Below are 20526 nucleotides of genomic sequence, written 5' to 3' on the forward strand. Positions count from 1 at the left end.
CATCGTCTCCTTTTCCACATTTAGTGTGCATTAAAAATGCTCTTTGAGAAATTAGCTGTTTTCATAAGACTGAAACACAGTATCACCGTATATGCCATTACACTGAGCAGTGCCGTATGCACATTGTCTGATACCTGTATGTTTGCAACCAGCACAGAATAAATGCCCACGCACACCATGATAAAAAATCCCTGGAATGCCAGTGCGAACAATCCTCTTAAATAATTGCTGCCAATCTGTCCCCATTCCCGGTTGCTCATAGTGGCAAATGGAATTGCACCGATTGACGAATACAGATAAATTTCTATCATACGGCCATATAAAATGACCGTTATAAAAACGGATATAACCTTTAAGCACAGGCTCGCCAGAAGCGTTTCCAGTGCCAGTATAATCAGCTCCCCTATTTCCATTGATTCCATTGCTGTCTCCATCGAGGTGATTACCGAATCAATATTGATTGCCGTCTGCTGGTTGATAACACCTGCAGCCCGGTTCACTACATTCTGTCCAACATCAAAAATTGCCATTGTGATCGTAAAAGCATTGCTTACGAACCATACTGCAACCCACATCTTGAAGAAATATTTGAAAAACATCCATGTATCTATATCATGCATGTTATTCTTTTCGGTGAGCATGGAAATCAGCTCATAGCACAACACAAAGGTTATGATCATTCCGGCAATCGGTACGATCACAGAATCCGACAGATTTTGGATCAAGCTGAAAATACTGCCACTCCAGCCCTGGGGCGTTTGCCCAACCTGACTTGCAATATCACCGGTTTTTTCATTCACATCGGTAAACATGTTCGTCAGGTTTGAGCTGACCATGCCTGTAAGGAGGTTACGCATCCATTCTTCTATGGACTCAAAAATCTTATCCATGCGTGTTCTCCTTTCCTACTGCCCCGGCTAAAACAAATTCGCCAGTAATGGTACAAGCTGTGTACCGATCAGAACGACACCTCCACCTGCCATAAGCTGCTTGATTCCCTGTGACTTGGCTCCGGGATTGTCATTTCCATACCCCTCCAGGAGATTGATAACTCCCCAAACTGCCAGACCAGCTCCGATTGCAACAACCAGAGTCTGTAAAATATTAATTGCGGATGTAAAAAACGCCATAATCTATGTTCTCCTTTCGTAACTGCTGTTTCATTGTGATTTTCAAACGGTCACTACTCGGAGGGTTCCGCCCTGATGGGCGGTCTTTCATGCTCACGCATATCGCTACCTCCCAAAAGGGCATAAAAAAAGAGCTATGTATGTTTTACGTTACATGCTCTATGCCTTCATTTTCATTATTTGATTGTTTTTCCAGTTCACTGCCTTCATACACATAAAGGTCGAACGCTTCTTCCGGACTTAACCGGACTTCCATCTGATGTTTCATATATTCTTCCACATGAAACTCATTCTTTTTATCATAATCGGATAATTGCTTATACCGTTTATGTTTTGTAATATCAAATTTATCACTGTAAAACGGACGGACACCACGAAGCTGCAAAATACACTTGTTGCCGTCCATGACTGCCAGTTCATCCCGGCTCATCAGTTCTTTTCCCGTTTTCTGATAGTTCAGACCATAAGATCTGCTCTGGCCTCTTGTATCAGAAGTGTTATATAAATCAATTGTTTCCTTTCCCAGTGTCTCTGAAATTTCTTTCAGAGTGGTACTTTCCTTTCCACCAAGGAACAGCATGGTATCACAGTTTCCTGTGATGGTTTCCGCTGCATCCTTATAAATGGTCTTGAGCTGTGACTGTGACTGCAGAATAATAGATGCGGAGATTTCTCTGCTTCGGATCGTTGCAATCAGCTTATCGAACTTCGGAATTTGTCCAATATTTGCGAACTCGTCACAGAGGATTCTCACATGATAAGGTAGTCTTCCATGATGAACGTCATCGGCCCTGTCACATAACAGGTTAAAAAGCTGACTGTACATCATGGCAACCACAAAGTTAAAAGTATCATCCGTATCAGAGATTACAATAAACAATGCTGTTCTTTGATCTCCAATCATATCCAACTCCATCTCATCATAAGACATAAGCTCCCGCAGCTCTGCAATATCAAAGGGTGCGAGTCTTGCACCACAACTAATCAAAATACTTTTTGCTGTCTTTCCTGCAGCCAGTTTGTATTTTTTATACTGCCTTACTGCAAAATGGTTCGGCTCATCTCTTTCCAGCTCTTCAAACAACAAGTCCACCGCATTTTTAAATTCTTCATCTTCTTCCCTGGTTTCACTGGCATTGATAAATTCCAGCAGAGTTGAAAAGTTCTGCTCTTCCTCCGGTGCTTCATAATAAATATAACCAATCAAAGCACAGTATAACAGGCGTTCCGCTTTCGTCCAGAAATCCTCTGAGGCTTTTTCTCCCTCTCCCTTGGTATTTACCATGATCGTATTTACCAGTTTCAGAATGTCCTTTTCAGACCGGATATAATGAAACGGGTTATAGTGCATACTCTTTGCAAAGTTTATGGTATTCAGCACCTTGATTTTGTACGGAGCCATTACCACTCTGCCATTTTTATCACGCAGGATTTTACCGTTCTTATCTTTCTTCGGCGTTCCTCGTGCCAGCATTTTACCACATTCCACGATGATCGTCCCCTTTGGATCGGTGACCACAAAGCTCACATTATCCGGCATCTGCATAAGCTGCGGTTTCACATAAAATCTGGTCTTACCGCTTCCGGAACCACCAATTACAATGACATTCTTGTTTCTGGCATACTTCGGTTTCTTCGGTCTGCTGTTCATGGTCAGGCGTTCTGTCTGTGTCAGCAGGATATTATTCTCAAAAACCGGATCAATAAAAGGAGCTATATCCTTTTCATTTCCCCATCGGGCAGATCCATACTCCTCTCCCTGACGAAACTTCTTTCCATTCTTTCCCTTGAAATATACCACTGCCCATATACCAACTGCTGCGATTGTCCCCGCAGCCAGACTTTCCAGTTGTATGCTTGGCAATGGCTTTTTAAATGCCAACAGATAATTCATAAAAAGAACCATCAGCCTGTCCACTACTGTACTGCCCCTGCAATACTGATACAGCCAGGTACATTTATTTACCACATAAAACACAACCACATACGGAATATGTAATAAAACCTTTTTTACCACTTCCACATTCGGGGGACGTACCTGAAATCCTTTCAGTTTCTTCTTTATATTTTTTATCCCACTCATAAGGTCGGCTCCTTCTGTTTTTCTTTCGATTTTTCCCGTTCTCTCTGTTTATCCTGGCTACGGGCTGCGATTGCCTGCTGTAATTTCTTACGGACAGACGGTTTCTTCGTTTTATTCAGTGTCTTTCCGGTAAATTCCCGGAATGCTGCTGTCATAACATCTACATCCCTTGCCTTGAAGAAAACAAAATATCTCGGTGGATCTACGGACTTATCACGTTTCAGGCTAAAATCAATGCCATATTTCTTTGCCACTTTTTCAAAAGCCTTAATGTTATTATCTGTAATCTCAATGTTGGAAAGCTGAACATTCTGCTGTGCCAGCTTCTTTAAACTCTGCTTTCCATGATAATCTTTGTCTGGCGGACCCTTTACCTGCTGTTTTCTTGCTTTCTCTGCTTTTTCTTTCTCCATTGCTGCCAGAAAACGCATCATTGCCTGTTTCAATAAGCGGACTGTCACTTTTCCACCGGTAATACACAGGGACACTGTTTTTTCATTCACTTCTTCCTGCATCAATCTGTTCCTTTCTATGATCTTCCAACAGACGGTCTTCCTTTGCTCCTACCCGGATACAGCAGTACAGAACAAAGTTGACTGCTAACACCAGAAGAATCCCCGCAATAATCAATAACTGTCTCATTTTATACCCCTTTCATCATTCAAAAGGGCATCTATGACTTTGCTACCCATAAATGCCCCTCCATCAACTTTTATTTTCTTTTTTTCGCAATCCAGACTGCTGATACACTGCCTGCCATACCTGCAATCGCAAGCAGAATCCAAATCAGCATGTGTGTATCATCTCCGGTTTTCGGTGTATCTGTTACCTGTGTAGACGGTGTTTCCGGTGTTGATGTTTCTTCCGGTTTTACTTCATCTTTCATCACTACTTTCTGGATCTCCCCGGTATCCTTCACTGTAAATTTCACATCTTCAGATACCAGATATCCGTCAGGGGCAGACTCTTCACGAAGTGTATACTCTCCAATCGGAAGCATTTCTATGTAATGTGGTTTTTCCTCAGAAGTCCAGCTCTCTACTGTCTTACCGTCCTTGTCAAGAATGGTCAGTTTTGCTCCTGGAAGTTCCTTACCGGAAATATCTGTTTTGGAAATTTCTACCTTAGTCACATCATCTTTCATTTCGATTTTCTGTGACTTTGCAGTATCTTCAACTGTAAATGTGATGCTTTCTGCTGTCACATAACCATCTGCAGGTTTTGTTTCTGTCAGAGTATATTTCTGTCCAACTACCAGTTCTTTGATGATATGAGCTTCTTTACCGGAAGTCCAGGAATCTACAACTTTACCACTTTCGTCAGTTACCTGTAACTTAGCTCCTTCCAGTTCTTTTCCGTCTGTCAGGGAAGTCTTGGTGATCTCGATTACAGTCGGCTCGTCCTCAAAGGTAAAAGCATAAGATACTTTTTCCTTTTCTGCACCTTCATACGCAAACGTGAACTCCTGCGTTTCATCTGTCGTTGCAAATCCAGGTGCCGGTGACGTTTCTTTGATATAATACGCAAAACCAATCGGTAAATCTGCCTTAAAAGTCAGCTTTCCTTCTTTGTCTGTTGCCAGCTCCTCGATCACAGTATCTGCTTTCAGAATCACTTTTCCGTCTGTTCCTGTAATATCCTCTTTGGCACAAAGGGCAAATACCGCACCTTCCAGTACACGATCAGAATCTTTCTCTTTTTTCACAACCTCCACTTCCGCTTTCTGGCGGTTATTCTGCCAGTCAGCAGAATAGGTAACTTCTGCAGTATCCTGATCCCGGTATGTCAGATCAATCTCTCTTGCTTCATCATCCAGAACAAAACCGTCCACTGTAGCTTTTTCTTTTACATAGTATTTGCCAAGCGGAAGTCCGGATATCTTTGCAATACCGGTATCATCTGTTGTAATGGTTGCTACAAGTTCATCTTTTTTATAATAATCTTCACTTTCTCCGTCAGCAGACTTCACATCTTCTAAAGCGTATACTTCAAAGGTAACATCTTTCAGGCTGCCTGTTACATACTGGAATAAATGGCTGATCCAGCCTCCAACAGAATCCAGTGCAGTTACTTTATCCAGAAATTCTCCATTTTTATTGATAATGATCGTTCCTGTCGGCACATCATCTTTCATTTCCACTTTCTGGATTTCCCCGGTATCCTCAAGCGTAAAGGTGATCTCCTCTGCTTTGAGGTATCCATAAGGTGCCATCTCTTCTCTGAGAGTATAGGTTTCCCCTACGGTAAGTCGTTCAATCAGATGCTGCTCGCCTTTTACGGATTTCCATGTATCAACTACATTTCCATCTTTGTCCAGAACAGTAAGTGTCGCACCTGACAGTTCCACGCCAGTAGTTAAATCAGACTTGGAAACCACAACCTTTGTAGGCTGGTTCTTAAATACAGAAGATAACTGCACGACTTTAATATTCTGTCCCTGATATTCTGCTTTTACTTCCAGAACTTCATCAGAAGATACATAACCATCTGGTGCTGCCAGTTCTTTGATATAATACTCACCAAATGGCAGATCCTGTGTAAATACAGCCTTTCCATCTTCTCCGGAAACAGCTTTTCCAAGAAGTGTGTCTGCTTTCACAATCACAGTTCCATGAGCTTCCATGTCATTCTTTGCATAAAGTCCAAATTCTGCCCCTGCAACTGCTTTTTCTGTATCAGCATCCTGTTTTACCACTGAAATTTCTACTTTCTGACGTTCATTTTCAAAAGTAGCTGTCTGCTCAATGACAGGTGTTTCCTGATCTTTGTAAGAAAAAGTTATAGTCTGTGCTTCGCCGTTTAAAACAAATCCATCCGGAGCTGTCTTTTCTACAATCTTATAACTTCCAAGCGGCAGATTTTTCAGGACTGCTTTCCCATCTTTATCAGTTGTAACCGTTTTTACCAGTGTTCCGGCAGCATATTCCAGAATACGGTTTCCATTATCATCTTTCTGGAAATCTGCAGTATAGATGTCCTCGGCAGCGTAAATCTCAAACTCTGCCCCTTCCAGATTTTCTGTCTGATATGTAAAATCATCCTTGAATCCGTCCAGAACTTCGCCCTTTTTCACGATAGTCAGTTCTCCCTTAACTGGATGGTTCTCATAAACTGCTTCAATGATCACATCCCCGGAAGTTCCATCCATCTGGTATGCAGTATTGGAATCAACTGTTACCTCATAGTAATTTTCGTTCAGTGTATAACCAAACGGTGCATTGACTTCCTCAATACGGTAATTGCCAATTTTCAGATTCTGTGGAAGAATCAAATATCCCTGCTCATCTGTAAAATAAGATTTATGCTTAACCGTTGTCGGGTAGGTTGTAACCTGTTCTACATATTTCTTATGATCCAGGTCATAAATCTTAAACTCTGTATTTTTCTGTAATACTGGTTTCTTGGTTTCATCATCCTGTTTGATGATTTTCAGCTTCGCTTCAAACTCGTCATCCAGAAGCACTCTCCATGTCTGTGGCTGGTTCGGGTTATTCTCAGTGATACGCACTGTAAAATCATCTACCGGAGTATAATTATGAGGTGTTGTGGTTTCACGAACAATATAAGTTCCATAAGGAATCGCAATACTGCAGGCATAACCTTTTTCATCTGTAAAGATTTCTGTTGCACCATTTTCCCCGATCACTACCGGTTTTGCAGAATCAAAATCATAACTACCATCCTCTTTTACTTTCAGGGAGGATACCAGATAAGCAGTAAATCCTGCACCTTTCAGTAAGTCTGCATCTGTTTTTCCATTGTTTGCTGCTTTGATGATCTGGAATGGCTGTTTCATCACCTGCTCCAGAGACAGACACTCACGATTTACTTCTGCTACAAGGTCTCCCCCATAATTGCAGACCAGATCATGTTCTTCCTCATCTGCCAGATAACCGGTTGGAGGAGTGATCTCTTTCGCATAATAATTGCCAAGATATAATCCATTCACAGAAGCCTGTCCATTCTTATCTGTGGTAAGAGTGGCAACCTGTTCTCCTGCTTTATAGATCACACCAGTAGCACCGTCCGGATGCACAATATCCTCACGAGCATACAGTCCATAAACTGCTTTTTCCAGAGTGGCATCCCCCTGTGGAACTGCTTTTTTGGTTTCTTTATCCTGCTTCTGCAGAGAAATCTTAGCTGTCACACGTTCATTTTTGAATGTATGCTTGAATGTCTGTTTTGCTTCTTTATCATTCGTATAAGAGAAAGCAAACGTATAAACATCATCTATGTTTCTCACATACCCTTCCGGTGCCTGCACTTCTTTCACATCATAAGAAAATCCAAGCGGCAGGTCTGCTGTAAACTTCGTTGTTCCGTCTGCTCCTGTTGTCGCTTTCTGGATCAGTGTCCCTTTCTTTACAATGACGGTTCCATCCACGTTGGTAATGTCACTTGCAGCATAAAGTCCAAAGATTCCTCCATCCAGAGGATTTTCTGTGTCTTCATCCTGTTTTGTTACCATTACTTCTACTTTCTGTCTGTCATTGGTAAAGGTTGTCTCAGAGAAAACAACATCCACGTTCTGTCCTGCATAGGATAATGTTACTGTCTTTTCCTCCCCGCCATTATAAAATCCTGTCGGAGCCTGTTTCTCTTTTACGATATATGTACCAAGATACAGATTTTTAAGAACAGTAGCTCCATTTGTATCTGTTGTCAGATTCTCTTTTACCAGATCACCCTTGCTGTAAACCTTTGTACCATAGGCAGTTTTAATATCTGCTCCAGCGTACACATTGTAAACAGCCCCATTCTGTCTGCGTTTCTCATACTTAAATGTCGTGCCATTTTCTGTTACATCAGCACCAACCAGAACCTCACCTTCTTTATAAACGGTAAGCTGTCCCATCTGTTCTTCATCTGGAACGGTAACGGTTGTGGTCTTGCTGACCTCCAGTTTCACATTGTAAGCTGTTGCATTGATACGGTATCCGCTTGGAGCTGTAATCTCTTTCAGATATACGGTATCCTGTGTCTTGGTGATCTGTACGGACGCTTCACCATTTTCATCCGTCGCAGGTAACTTTGTGATCAGTTTGGTGCATTCAGCATCACTGTATAATCCAAACACAGCACCAGCCAGCTTTGCGTCTGACTTGGCATCTTTCTTGATTACCTTAACACTTGCCTGCTGTACCCAGGATACTTTAAAATCTACATATTTCTCATCATCAACACCTTCGCCAAATACCAGAGCCAGATCCTGGTTTCCGGAACCTGTTGAAATCTTGTAGGCAGAATAATCCTTGGTAATGCTTCCTTTCATGGTTGCTGACCAGCTTCCTGCCACATCACTCACCTGTGTTAATGGTGCGGACAGATAAAACTTTGTACCGCCACTAATTTCTACGCTTTCTCCGGCTTTACTTGTTTTTCCTGTTGTCAGGTTATGAAGCTGTACGCCTGCCGGAAGTTTCATAGTAATGGTCTGTAACGCATCCGCATTAAATGTGATATCCTTTGTTCTCTGACTGTTACCATCCACATAGGCTTTTACATCTGCATCCGAAAAGGACATTGCCACATCCGGGATTTCAGGCTGTGAAATACAGTAATTATACAGTTTCATTGCCAGATTTTGTGCCGTACTGTTTGCTCCAGAAAAGGCATCCCCGCTTCCATTTGCATAAGATGCTGCCAGATGTACCAGAATAAATCTGGCTCCTGTACTTAAATTTCCGTATCCGTTTTCTTCTGTAAAAAATCCATCATCACCGGAAGCCTTTGTACCGTAATAACACACTTTCGCAAGTGCTTTCCCATCGCCAACTTTATTGATCGTATAGGTTCCACTTCCAGGCCCTGGCTTGGACGGCTGCACACAGTATGCTGTCGCAGATATATTTCCAAATTTTACAGTATACTGATAAGTCAGATATGTTCCATATCCATAATCTGCATATCGGTATTCTGCCCCTCTTGTCACAGAAACCTGCTGTGAACTTCTGGCATTACCTGCCGCAGCCATAAAGGTTACTGTTTCGCCTTCATTCATTGCATACAGGTCAATTCCATTACTTTCAGCCTGCTCCAGTGCTTCTGAAACAGTTAATTCGGATTCCGGCTCTACGGTATTTTCCGGATTCTGGATTTCCCGGTGCGACTCCGAATCCTCCTCGCTCTGCTCCGAATCTCCAGTGTCATCGTCAATATTCACTGCACTTTCTGAAGAATGCTCTGACTGTACTTCTGTTTCCGGTTCTTTCACTGTAATGTTTCTGCTGATTCTATAAGCAGGATGGTCACTGACTGGCTCTACTGCATAGACAGCTTTGTAAGTATCCGGTGTATGTGTGTCAAAATCTGTGCCAGCTTCATTCTTCGCTTCATGGAATAAAACCTTGATCTTACTTTCATCTACGCCCTCAATCCCGGACAGATCAACCTCTACATCAAATTCCTGTCCATAGGAAAGTTCAATATCATTTGCCTTTACGATTTCATCTGGATCAAGGGAATCCTGAACATCTTTTAACTCTGCATACTGCTGTTCAAATGGTATTTCTTCCGGTTCTAATTCAGAAGCTGAAACTGCGACTGGCTGGATGATGACAGAAGCCAGTGTTGCGACTGCCATAAATCCGGACAAGAATCTTTTGAATCTCATTTTCATTTTAACTGAATCCTCTCTTTCTTCTATTATTTACTCTGTTTTCATGCAGGCTCACACCTGCATTATTCAATCATTGGAACCACCTCCCACATTTTATTGCTGGCACAGAAATAACTCTGATAACAGCACATTCATATGGCAGTGCCTTTTTTCTGAAACACCGCCACATGGTATCTGCTATCATCCTGTAAAACAGGAATGACACTCAGGTAAAGTTCAGGATCAAGCATTAAGCCGCAAGAGGTAATTCGTAACCATTCCTGCAAAGGGTGCCTCCCATCTGTATCCCTTCACGTTTTCACCGGATTCCCGCCGCAAAAATGCGTAGCTGAAAAATTCCGGGTATCCTCTCGCTGCTGGTATGAAATTGTCAAGGTGCAATTTTTAAGGGGATTTCTCGTCTTGAATTGCAAATAGACATTTGCCCCTTCACTAACCGCATGTGTGAAAGGGCAAAAATTAACCTGTTTGAAAAAATTCTTAGAACTTTTTATTCCAATATGTTTTTATAGCTTTTCCAGTTGTTCTTTTAATTTCTCCAACACCTTCTTTCTCCGGTTTCTGATTGTCTTTGGACAGCACCCAAAATACTGTGCTGTTTCTTTTACTGTAACTTCTTCAAAAAACAATAGCGTTATCAGTTCTGCCTCTTCTTTAACTAAACATCTCATAGCTTCTTCGAGTTCCTGTATCTCTGACATCCTGATAACGGTTTCTTCCGGTGATACTACCGAAAAAGAGCAGTCGTAGCCTTTTTCCTGTAATTCCTCCATGCTGCATACCCCATACCTCTGCATTTTTTCAACCTGGTATCTCTCTTTTCTTCCAGCCTGGTACCAGGCCAGATATACTGCCCTGCTAACTTCAACAAGAGTATCGTTTACACGCAACATGTAGCGTTGTCTTTCTTTTGGCTTTCTACCAGGCATACTTCCAGTCTCCCTTTTCCAATGCTCTGGCAGAGTCATCCGAATTGTTCCGCATTTTCTGCATTGCCTGTGAAATACACTTTGACACTGCCGGGACTGTAATGCCCAGTTCATGTGAGATTTCTTTTTGTGTCTGCTCCTTAAAATAAATACGCTGGATTATCTGTCTCTGTCGCTCCGTCAGCAGATTCATCAACTCCCTGACTGTTTCCTCTGCAATGATTCTTTCAAGCAGACATTGTCCTTTATCTGCCAATTCGCACCATTCTTCGGAAATACAGCTATACGAAATGCAATTATTACGCTCTCGTGTTTCCCGGTTTCTGCACAGCCGGTCTTCGCCTTCTAATATCAGCCTTACATACCAAGGCTGATCATTGAAAAACTTCTCCTCAACAACTGCTATTTTTCTTCCTGCTTCATACACATAATCTCGACAGGTAAATAAAGGAAATACCGTTGCATAGTCGCCCACACAGTAGAGAACATATCCTGTCTGATATGCGATAATTTCCGCACAGTCCACCAGCCTCTGTCTCGCAACTGCTACACCGTTTTCTCTTAAATATTTAGCGGACGGAACCTTTCTTCTTTCTTCCCTGTTACTTACAACCTGTTTCAATTCCTGCAATGTCAGCATAATTACCACCCTTCTGCCTGCTGGCAACAGGTGCCCATCGGCAGAAAGGACAGGATTCTTACTGATCTACTGACAAAAGGGCAGTAAAAAACAGCTTCCGGTACACCCGTTTTTTTTTAACGAGAGCCTGAAACTTCCTTACTGCCCTTTCTAATCGTTACAACATCCTCTATTTTATTTTCCGTCGGATGCCTGGATCAGACTTTTTTGCATTTCTTTCTGCTTTTATGTTCTTTTCATTTTCCACCAAAACAGAATAATCTCCCATTGCATCATAGGGGCACTGCCTCCGATAGAGTAAATTTTCTTCTCTGGTCATCAATCCTATCTCCCTTCCTCGTTTCTTTTTCTCTCTGTTTTCCATTTTAGCAACACAGGGTTCTATTATCCTTAGCATATATGGGGAGTTTTTTTATTTTGCACCCCATATATGGTGAAATTTCACCTGTATTCATTAAAACTGTCTATCAGAGAATCTATGGTCTGCATGATAATTTTCTGCTCTTTCCATTCCATCTTCTGAATACGGTAAAGCACTTCCTGAAATGATTCCTGCTTTTCTGTACCACCTTCCTCTTTCCCCAACAGGACATTGGCATCCGTTTCCAATATCTCAATCATCTTCCTGAAAATCTCAATAGACATTGCCGTTTGTCCGCCTTCAATCCTGCTGACCGTATTGACACTGATACCTGCTTTTTCCGCAAAAGATTCCTGTGATAACTTCATTTCCTGTCTCCGTTTTCTGATCCGTTCTCCCAATTCAATAAGTTCTGTGGAAATTGCACGATTGCTCAATACGGTGTCTCCTTTCCTGCAATTTGTCCCAACTTTACGCCATTGTGTCGCAAAGTTTCCAGAAAAAAAGCAGCTAATCTTTGTCTTAGCTGCTTAAAAAAATCTATTTCATTTTATTCTCGGTATTTTATGTACCCCTGTAAGAACCGTAATCAGAAAAATGCAGAGATAAATAATCGCCTGTCCGACCATTGCCAGGAGAATGATGCTTCCGATCAATCCTCCAATCAGAAGATTCATTGTCCATACTGCCAGTGTCCCTCCAAGGTCAAAACCTCTTGGAACTATCCAGACACACATTTTTCCGATTCCAAACGGTATCCCCATCAGAAGTAACAGCAAGAAATAATTGCACTCCCCATCCTGGATACAAAACGGTCTTAATACTGCAAACAGTACCGTAATCACCAGCACTGGTGCTATCACTTTTTTAATCATCTTCTTCATGTTCCTTTATCCTCCATACATATCGTGATTAACTTCTGCCTGATAATAACTGTTTATCGTTGCCGGGGCATTATACAGGGCGGTCAAAAGATATGCTTTAATATTCCCAACCTTGGTCGTATTCCGGTTCAGGCAGAACAGCACATATTCGATATGTGAATAGTTCAGTTTCATAAACCTGCTTTTCACCAAAGCAACTGATTTTTCTACTCCTGCAATCCGAATCATACTGTCCTCCGGCATCATCATAACTTCAATTATCAGTTCTACCAGTTCATCTACATCTTCTTTGGCATGATATTGATAATCTATGTTTTCATGAATTACTTCACGATATGCTCTCATCTCCTCCATCACATCTTTTTTCCTTTTGGAATTACCTGATGTGATTGGATAAGATTGATTTATCTCAGTTTCACTAATATCAGTCTTGTTAATATCAGTATTATTAGATTGTGATTTCGGGCATTCTGGATTTGTGATTTCCACTATTCCGGAATGATGATTTTCACTATTTTGGAATTGTGATTCTGGAAATTCTGGATTTGTGGTTTCCACCATTCTTGAATTGTGATTTTCACTATTCTGGAATTGTGATTCCCCATAATCCTGAATTGTGGTTTTCACTACTCCTGAATGATGATTTTCACAATTCAGAGAAATGCCTGTTTTCCCCTTGTTTTCTGCTTCTTGTCGCAAATCTGCACATTCCTTATGTCTTTCCTGTTTCGATTGCAAATCTGCATTTTTTTTATGATCTTCCTGCTCAGATTGCAGATTTGCACAATTACCTGTCGGCTTTTGATCTGGAACCTCTCTGATCATAAAATTTTTCACATAAATAACATTCGGTTTTCCCAGTCCCAGACGTTTCTTCTCTATCAATCCAATCCCATTACTGCTGTCCAGCTCTTTTACCAGTTTCACTGCCTTTTGAGTTCCGCAGTTCATCAACTCTGCAATTTCTTCCACAGTGAAAATAATGTATACTCTGTCCTCTGAATCCAGCCATCTGTTCTTAATGCTCAGGCTCATACGGTCTAGCATCAGACCGTATAATACCTTTGCTTCACAAGAAAGAGTTTTAAAGCATGATTCGGTAAACAGCACTTTAGGGACACGATAAAAGCTGTATTGTTCCGCTTCCATCCCCGTAAAATAATCAAACTGTATCTTCTGCATCTGCTACTCCTTCTTTGTTTTCTTTCCATTTATCCAAAAGCATAAAAATGACTTCTTCTATCTGTTCTTTAGAATATGTCTCCGGAAAATAATTTCCAATTTTCTTTGCCGGAATCGTCACATTGATCTTACTGCTTTCCTTTTTTAATAAAACAGCATAGATATAACTCTGGTTTAATTTTCCATTTGCACTGCATTCTTTTAACTGTTCTGCCTGTTGTTTTGTCGGAAAAATGCTGCTGTTGGTAATCACTTCCAGAAGCCACTCCTGTTCCTCTGGCTTCAGATAAGACAGCTTTTCTCCCACAATCATAGGAATTTTATTATTGTCCACATATTCCAGCAAAGCATCTGATAATGCCGCCAGACGGATATATCTCTGCACAGTTCTTCCACTGTCCCCTGCGGCTTCCCCAACCATATCTGCTGTATATTTCTCACCTTTACTTCCCTGATGCTTCATTGCATCATATTTCATCTTATAGGCATGAGCTTTCTCACTTGGCAGTAGATTTTCACGCTGAATGTTGGAATCGACCATAATAATGACCGCTTCATCATCCGTATAATTTCGGACAAGAGCTGGCAATGTAGTCTTTCCACACAGTTCACAGCCTCTTTTTCTTCTATGCCCGGAAATCATCTCATATCCGCCATCTGGTCGAGGTCTTACCAATGCAGGAGTCAAAACACCGTATGTTTTAATGCTCTCTACGGTTTCTGCCATTTTTTCATCATCGTTTACATGGAACGGATGATTTTTAAAAGGATAGAGCTTTTCCAGTTCTATTTCCATAACCTGGTTCATACTCTTTTCCGGTGATTCTTCTAATCCCAGTAACTCATCATAAGAGGTAAGCTGAATCTCTTTTTTCGGTCTACGCATGTTTCAACACCTCCTGAACCAGTTCCCTGTAACTGTCTGCCCCTTTGCTTTTTCCATCATAAGCAAATATGCTTACACCTTCAGATGCTGTTTCTGCAAGGCTTTCCGTTCTTGGAATCGTCTGCTCAAAAATCTTAATATCATCTCCATATGTGCTTATGATTGCCTGCTTATTTCTCTTTGCATTGTTGTAACGGCAATTATCCATTGTGAATAAAATGCCTTCTATCTGTAAATCTGGATTGAACCTCTGATGGATTCCCTTTACCACTTTGAGTAATTCCATGAGTCCATCTGCCGCATAATATTGTGGCTGCACCGGAATCAGAACACTGTCCGCTGCACTCAACGCATTGATCGTCAGCATCCCAAGGGATGGCATACAGTCAATCAGAATATAATCATACTCATCTTTCAGCAGTTCCAGATACTCTTTCAACACCTTTTCTCTGTCCTCCACCGTAAATAAGGACATATCCATACCTGCAAGCAGTTTATTGGATGGGATCAGGTCAACACCTTCTTCATGGTGAAGAATCGCCTCTTTCGGATCAAATTCCAGACCCATGATGATGTTCTCCATCATGCTCTTTAATGTTACCTTGAGATTCTTTGGAAATCCCAATCCCATTGTCAAATGCCCCTGTGGATCAGCATCTACCAGAACTACTTTTTTCCCTGACTTCACCAGTCCGGCTCCCAGATTAATTGTTGTCGTTGTTTTGGCTACTCCGCCTTTCTGATTTGCAATAGCAATTACTTTACACATATACTTTCCTCCGATTTACTCTTTTTCTTCTACTTCAACATAAACACGAAAATATTTGCTTGTTCCTTTATTTGCATAAGCCTCTGATACTTCCAGGACATCCAGTTCCTTATGCTTTTCCAAAATACGGCGGAACCATTGAATATCCTTTAAAGTACCCTGTAATCTAATTTTCAGCATACATATCCTCCCAGTCTTTGTAAAAACAATACTCTGGATAACGGATTTTAATGGCTTCCCAAAAATACCGGGCATATCCGCAGCAAAACAGATCTTCTACGGTATAATACTGGCACTCTTTTAACTGATCTTCCTCTGCTTCATAATCTCCGACACTTGGTGTCCCATTACAGTAAAGATTAAATGCCATGCGGACGATCCGTAAACTTCCACTGGTCTGCCAGCCTTCCTGCAGGCATTCCGTTTTTACACATCCAGTTTTAAAATTATAGATTTTATTCACATTTTCTCTTGTGTCTCTGTCGATACCCAGGCAATAAACCAGAGCCTGATGATAAACATCCTGATATCTGCATTTTTCCAGATATTCCTCATAAAATTTTTCGTGTTCCTTGCTCTTGAAAGTAATTGTGCGAGAATTGCTATTCTCTGCTCTTAACGCTGTGTTTGCCATTGCTTCTTCTCCTTTAAATTGTTATTTTTTACTTTAATTTGGATTTCGACTACAACAAAAAAAGGACACTTCCCTAAAATTTCTCTTAGGAAAATGTCCTTGCGATACATTTATAAAGCTCAATTCATAAGCACAACAACGTAATATCAAGTGTTATCACGTATTATACAACAAAAATTTGTTGTACTTCTGTTGTAGTATGCAACTTTTACAAACACATTTTTTGATTTTTAGTACAACTTTGCACCAGCCGGGATATGGTCATCAACCATCAGAAGATGAAGTTTTTCTTCGCCCTCTTCCTCATGGATTGCACTAAGTAACATTCCACAAGAATCAATTCCCATCATAGCTCTTGGCGGCAGGTTTGTGATAGCGATCAGTGTTTTTCCAACCAGTTCTTCTGGCTCATAATAAGCGTGAATACCGCTTAAAATGGTACGATCTGTGCCTGTTCCATCGTCCAGAGTGAACTGTAACAGCTTCTTGGATTTCTTAACTGCTTCACATGCTTTTACCTTTACAGCTCTGAAATCTGACTTGCTGAAAGTATCGAAATCAACCATTTCTTCGAATAATGGCTCAACTTTTACTTTGGAAAAATCAATCTTCTCAACTGGCTTTGTTTCCTGTGCAGCATTGTTTGCTTCGTTCTTAGCAGCACCCTGTGACTTCATTGTCGGGAAGAGCAGCACGTCTCTGATTGCCTCAGCTCCTGTCAGAAGCATACACATACGGTCAATGCCGAATCCAATACCACCGGTCGGCGGCATACCGATCTCCAGTGCGTTCATGAAGTCTTCATCTGTTGTATTGGCTTCATCATCGCCCTGGGCAAGCAGTTCTTCCTGGGCTTTAAAACGTTCTCTCTGGTCGATCGGGTCGTTCAGCTCAGAGTAAGCATTTGCCATTTCCCATCCATTCATGAAGAACTCGAAACGCTCTACATATTCTGGATTTTCTGGCTTTTTCTTCGTCAGCGGCGAGATCTCAACCGGGTGGTCCATAACGAACGTCGGCTGAAGCAGATGCTCCTCTACAAACTCCTCAAAGAAGAGATTCAGGATATCACCTTTTTTATGTCTCTCTTCAAACTCAATATTATGCTCTTTTGCAAGTTCTCTTGCCTGCTCCAGAGTCTCAACTTCATTCCAGTCAACGCCTGCGTACTTCTTCACTGCGTCAACCATCGTGATACGCTCGAACGGCTTACCGAGATCCATCGGGATTCCTTTGTATACGATCTGTGTCGTTCCGAGCACTTCCTGTGCGACAAAACGATACAGGTTCTCTGTCAGATCCATCATGCCGTGGTAATCTGTAAATGCCTGGTAAAGCTCCATCAGAGTGAACTCCGGGTTATGTCTTGTATCAAGACCCTCATTACGGAATACACGTCCGATCTCATATACCTTCTCGAGTCCTCCGACGATCAGTCTCTTCAGGTACAGCTCCAGGGAAATACGAAGCTTCAGATCTTCGTTCAAGGCATTGAAATGTGTCTCGAACGGTCTTGCTGCTGCTCCACCTGCGTTCTGTACAAGCATTGGAGTCTCAACTTCCATGAATCCTTCTCCGCTTAAGTACTTGCGGATCGCACTGAGAATCTTGGAACGCTTGATAAAGGTATCTTTAGACTCTGTGTTCATGATCAGGTCTACATATCTCTGACGGTAACGGGTATCTACATCTGTCAGACCGTGGAACTTCTCCGGGAGGATCTGTAAGCTCTTGGAGAGGAGTGTCACCTTCTCTGCATGGATAGAAATCTCACCTGTTCTTGTTCTGAAAGCAAATCCTTCCACTCCGAAGATATCACCGATATCAGATTTTTTAAAATCAGCGTAAGACTCTGTTCCGATCGCATCTCTTGCAACGTATACCTGGATGTTTCCCTGTAAATCCTGGATATTGCAGAAAGATGCCTTGCCCATGACTCTCTTAAACATCATACGTCCTGCAATTGCCACATGGATCGGGCTTGCGTCCATGATATTTCTTCTCTCTTCGTAATCCTTTTTAAGAGCTTCTTTCGCCTGCTCCTCATCCATTCCCTCTACGTTCGGCTCCTGGCGGTCTTTTAACAGCTCAGTCTCATGTGCCTCGTAAAGACCTTTCACCTCAAGCGAATGATGTGTCTGATCGAACTTTGTAATCTGGAACGGGTCTCTTCCGTTCTGCTGCAGCTCTGCGAGTTTCTCGCGGCGAACCTTCAGTAAGTGGTTAATATCCTGTTCCTGTGTCTGCTGTGCCAATCTCTTCACTCCCTTTTCTTTGTATTTTATTAGATATTTCTCTGGATAGAAAGTACTTTGTACTGCATAATTCCGGCCGGTGTTTCTACATCGACAATATCATCCTTGTGCGCGCCGATCAGAGCTTTTCCTACCGGAGACTCATTGGAAATTTTTCCTTCCAGGCTGTTTGCCTCGGTGGAACCAACGATCTGGAACTCGATTTCTTCGTCATACTCCAGATCCAGTACGTCTACTTTACATCCGATATTGATCTTATCGGAATCTACTTCGTCCTCAACAACAACCTCTGCGTTTTTCAGGATTTTTTCGATCTCTTCAATTCTTGCCTCGATGTCACGCTGCTCATCTTTTGCTGCATCGTACTCGGCGTTCTCGGAAAGGTCTCCCTGCTCTCTTGCTTCTTTGATTTTACCGGCAATTTCTCTACGTTTGTTTACTTTGAGGTCATGAAGCTCGTCCTCCAGTTTTTTCAGGCCGGCATAGGTAAGAATCGTTTTTTTCTGTTCCATTTTATACACCCTTTCTATCGTTTCTGTATCCAGTCATATCTGATTTTATTCTGTAAACTCTCCGGAAATGCGCTGTATTTTCAGTATTCCCGGTTGAAATAAGGATAGACTCCGCCTATCCTAACAATTAAAGTAGTATAAAGGATTGCCCACGGAATGTCAAGAAAAAAAGAAACGCAGGAAAGATTTTCTTTTTCACAAATCCTTCCTGCATCTTTCTCTTATTTTTCCTTTATTTTTCGGATGAGCTTCCTGTCAGTGCTTTCTTTTTCCAATTTCCTTTTTTATAGAAAATCAGCGTCAGAAGCGCACCCATGCACCAGCTTACCAGCATGGAAATCCAGAGTACCTGATATCGTCCGTTTGGCAGCTCCGGCGTTCTGGTCAGAAAGGCCAGACCGTATGCCAGCGGCACACGGATTACAACGGTAACAACCATCGAAATCCACATCGGGGTCATCGTATCGCCTGCTCCACGCATGACGCCGGAAAGCGACTGTGTTATTGCCATGGCAATATAGCCGACCGCAAGGATCTTCATCATATTGGCACTTAATGTTACGAGCTCTGTGGTATTCGTAAAGATTCCCATCAGATGATGGCCGAAAATAACAATTAAAAGGGTAATGGTCGTTGAGGTTCCGACAGCAATCAGTGTTCCCTGTTTTGCGCCCTGCTCTACGCGGTCCATACGGCGTGCGCCGACATTCTGACCGGCATACGTTGTCATCGCGGTACCAAACGAAAAGTTCGGCATCATTGCAAAGCCATCGACACGCATGATGATAACATTCGCGGCGATAACCATTTCACCGAAGCTGTTGGTCAGCGACTGTACGATAACCATCGCCATGGAGAAGATCGCCTGGGTAATACCGGACGGCAGACCAAGGCGGATAATTTCCATCGAATACTGTTTTTTCATTTTCAGGTATTTGGGTCTGAAATCAAAAATGTCGGTCATACGCATCAGACGCCACATGCAGAGTACTGCAGAAATTGCCTGCGCAATCACGGTCGCGTATGCAACTCCGGCAACGCCCATGTGGAACTGGGAAACGAATACAATATCCAATACAATGTTGATGACCGTTGCCACCAGCAGATAAATCAGCGCCGAAATCGAATCGCCGAGTCCGCGAAGGATACCACATAGAATGTTATAGTACGCACTGCCGGCACAGCCCACCATCAGGATCACCAGATACGATGTACACCAGTCGATGATGGAATCCGGTGTTTTCAGCATTTCCAGCAGCGGCCTTGAGAGGACGGCTCCCAGAATCATAATAATGATGGAGGAAATTGCTGTCAGCGTGACGCAGTTTCCGATCGTCATCGAAAGCTCTTTTCTTTGTTTTGCTCCAAAATACTGTGACACCATGACGCCGGCGCCGACGGAAATTCCGACGAACAGAACCAGAAGCAGGTTTAAGATCGGGCTGGCGCTTCCAACTGCCGCAAGCGCATTGTCCCCGACATATTTTCCGATCACAATACTGTCAACCGTGTTGTAGAGCTGCTGGGCAATGTTGCCGATCAGCATAGGGATTGTAAAAGCTACAATCTTTTCCCACGGCTTTCCCACCGTCATGTCGGACGGTGCGAAAAGTTCCTTGATAGTCATACACTACACTCC

19 protein-coding genes are annotated in these 20526 nt (G+C 42.2%); all 19 read right to left on the reverse strand.

The genetic code is table 11. From position 1 onward, the window contains the following. Positions 1–20: 20 nt before the first annotated feature. The 19 genes from DWY63_RS05925 to DWY63_RS06000 all read right to left on the reverse strand — a co-directional run bounded on the left by DWY63_RS05925 (position 21) and on the right by DWY63_RS06000 (position 20514). A complete protein-coding gene (locus tag DWY63_RS05925; RefSeq protein WP_117801597.1) occupies positions 21–890 on the reverse strand; it encodes a VirB6/TrbL-like conjugal transfer protein, CD1112 family in 870 nt (289 codons plus the stop codon). Positions 891–917: 27 nt separating this feature from the next. Then, on the reverse strand, positions 918–1130 hold the full coding sequence (locus tag DWY63_RS05930) for a Maff2 family mobile element protein (protein ID WP_005421639.1): 213 nt from the start codon (positions 1128–1130) through the stop codon (positions 918–920). Positions 1131–1275: 145 nt separating this feature from the next. Continuing rightward, entirely contained in the window at positions 1276–3213 is a 1938-nt protein-coding gene (locus tag DWY63_RS05935) for a VirD4-like conjugal transfer protein, CD1115 family (RefSeq protein ID WP_117801598.1), read from the reverse strand. Further along, complete coding sequence (locus tag DWY63_RS05940; RefSeq protein WP_015543447.1) at positions 3210–3728, reverse strand: PcfB family protein; 519 nt, start codon at positions 3726–3728, stop codon at positions 3210–3212. Before DWY63_RS05940 ends, DWY63_RS05935 begins: the two co-directional genes overlap by 4 nt. After that, positions 3709–3855, reverse strand: a complete 147-nt coding sequence (locus tag DWY63_RS18120; protein ID WP_015543446.1) for a hypothetical protein — start codon at positions 3853–3855, stop codon at positions 3709–3711. The genes DWY63_RS05940 and DWY63_RS18120 overlap by 20 nt, the downstream gene beginning before the upstream one ends. Before the next feature lie 70 nt (positions 3856–3925). After that, positions 3926–9835 (reverse strand): SpaA isopeptide-forming pilin-related protein, encoded by a 5910-nt coding sequence (locus DWY63_RS05945; RefSeq protein WP_117801599.1) that lies wholly within the window; start codon positions 9833–9835, stop codon positions 3926–3928. A gap of 506 nt (positions 9836–10341) precedes the next feature. Then, positions 10342–10764, reverse strand: a complete 423-nt coding sequence (locus tag DWY63_RS05950; RefSeq protein WP_117801600.1) for a sigma factor-like helix-turn-helix DNA-binding protein — start codon at positions 10762–10764, stop codon at positions 10342–10344. Beyond that, complete coding sequence (locus DWY63_RS05955) at positions 10754–11404, reverse strand: sigma-70 family RNA polymerase sigma factor (RefSeq protein ID WP_117801601.1); 651 nt, start codon at positions 11402–11404, stop codon at positions 10754–10756. The genes DWY63_RS05950 and DWY63_RS05955 overlap by 11 nt, the downstream gene beginning before the upstream one ends. 169 nt (positions 11405–11573) lie before the next feature. After that, the gene (locus DWY63_RS18125) at positions 11574–11723 is read right to left on the reverse strand and encodes a hypothetical protein (protein ID WP_199607188.1); all 150 of its coding nucleotides are present in this window, start codon (positions 11721–11723) and stop codon (positions 11574–11576) included. A gap of 122 nt (positions 11724–11845) precedes the next feature. After that, on the reverse strand, positions 11846–12133 hold the full coding sequence (locus tag DWY63_RS05960) for a helix-turn-helix domain-containing protein (protein WP_243001849.1): 288 nt from the start codon (positions 12131–12133) through the stop codon (positions 11846–11848). A 177-nt stretch (positions 12134–12310) separates the two neighbouring features. Then, complete coding sequence (locus tag DWY63_RS05965) at positions 12311–12649, reverse strand: DUF6050 family protein (RefSeq protein WP_117801603.1); 339 nt, start codon at positions 12647–12649, stop codon at positions 12311–12313. Between the two features lie 6 nt (positions 12650–12655). Beyond that, on the reverse strand, positions 12656–13831 hold the full coding sequence (locus DWY63_RS05970) for a DUF6017 domain-containing protein (RefSeq protein ID WP_117801604.1): 1176 nt from the start codon (positions 13829–13831) through the stop codon (positions 12656–12658). Beyond that, positions 13812–14717 (reverse strand): ParB/RepB/Spo0J family partition protein, encoded by a 906-nt coding sequence (locus DWY63_RS05975; protein WP_117801605.1) that lies wholly within the window; start codon positions 14715–14717, stop codon positions 13812–13814. Before DWY63_RS05975 ends, DWY63_RS05970 begins: the two co-directional genes overlap by 20 nt. Continuing rightward, positions 14710–15486 carry a ParA family protein gene (locus DWY63_RS05980; protein WP_117801606.1) on the reverse strand — a complete coding sequence of 259 codons (777 nt, stop codon included), beginning with the start codon at positions 15484–15486 and terminating at the stop codon, positions 14710–14712. The genes DWY63_RS05975 and DWY63_RS05980 overlap by 8 nt, the downstream gene beginning before the upstream one ends. Positions 15487–15501: 15 nt before the next feature. After that, entirely contained in the window at positions 15502–15666 is a 165-nt protein-coding gene (locus DWY63_RS18130) for a hypothetical protein (RefSeq protein ID WP_199607190.1), read from the reverse strand. After that, a complete protein-coding gene (locus DWY63_RS05985) occupies positions 15653–16120 on the reverse strand; it encodes a DUF6075 family protein (protein ID WP_117801607.1) in 468 nt (155 codons plus the stop codon). The genes DWY63_RS18130 and DWY63_RS05985 overlap by 14 nt, the downstream gene beginning before the upstream one ends. 230 nt (positions 16121–16350) lie before the next feature. Then, a complete protein-coding gene (gene lysS / locus DWY63_RS05990) occupies positions 16351–18375 on the reverse strand; it encodes a lysine--tRNA ligase (protein ID WP_117801608.1) in 2025 nt (674 codons plus the stop codon). 29 nt (positions 18376–18404) lie between these two features. Beyond that, positions 18405–18887 carry a transcription elongation factor GreA gene (gene greA / locus DWY63_RS05995; protein ID WP_022461080.1) on the reverse strand — a complete coding sequence of 161 codons (483 nt, stop codon included), beginning with the start codon at positions 18885–18887 and terminating at the stop codon, positions 18405–18407. A gap of 232 nt (positions 18888–19119) precedes the next feature. Then, on the reverse strand, positions 19120–20514 hold the full coding sequence (locus tag DWY63_RS06000; protein WP_055267420.1) for an MATE family efflux transporter: 1395 nt from the start codon (positions 20512–20514) through the stop codon (positions 19120–19122). Positions 20515–20526 lie beyond the last annotated feature (12 nt).

The organism is Blautia sp. AF26-2, from assembly GCF_003460955.1.
Classification (GTDB): domain Bacteria; phylum Bacillota; class Clostridia; order Lachnospirales; family Lachnospiraceae; genus Fusicatenibacter; species Fusicatenibacter saccharivorans.